The sequence below is a fragment of the Kineococcus glutinatus genome (assembly GCF_039542765.1).
GTDB classification, from domain to species: Bacteria; Actinomycetota; Actinomycetes; order Actinomycetales; family Kineococcaceae; genus Kineococcus_A; species Kineococcus_A glutinatus.
The window spans coordinates 1-575 of the sequence record NZ_BAABIL010000925.1 but is presented as its reverse complement, the minus strand read 5'-3'; the positions used below and the strand labels follow the sequence as shown (position 1 = coordinate 575).

The 575-nt window shown below is 78.6% G+C and carries 1 protein-coding gene; it reads right to left on the bottom strand.

Translation table 11 applies throughout. From position 1 onward, the window contains the following. Positions 1–575, bottom strand: a 575-nt coding sequence (locus tag ABEB16_RS22605) for an FUSC family protein (RefSeq protein WP_345714388.1), incomplete at both ends; no start/stop codon positions are given.

Sequence of the window (575 nt, the reverse complement as noted above, 5' to 3'; positions counted from 1 at the left end):
TCCCCCGGGCGGGAGCGCCGGCCGGTCACCAGCACCAGCAGCACCGCCACCGCCGCACCCAGCAGCGTCTCCACCGCCCGGTCGGCGGCGACGGCGGCCGGGTCGGCGGGCACCGCCAGGTCGACCATGAGCAGCGCCAGCGGCGTGATGCCCACGACGGCCAGGGCGTAGTTGCGGGTGATGAACAGCTCCGCCCACGCCTGGAACGCCACGGCCAGCAGCACGGCCACCAGCGGCGCGGGGTGCAGCGACAGCAGCGCGAACGCCACGACCACGCCCGCCAGCGTGCCGAGCACCCGGTGGACGGCGCGGGCGACGCGGTGGCGCGTGCCCAGCCCGGACAGCGGGGCCACCGCCGAGACCACCGCCCAGTACGGGTGCGCACCGCCGAGCGCGGTGGCCAGCGCGCCCGCCGCGAGCGGCGCGACGGCGTAGCAGGACAGCTCCCGCACGCCCTCGGGCTCCCGCAGCAGCTCCCGCAGCGGCGTGCGCGGACCCGAACCCCGCTTGGCGCGGTCCCTGCCCTGGGGCAGCAGCCTGCCCGCCTGCAGCAGCAGCAGCGCGAACGCCGCGGC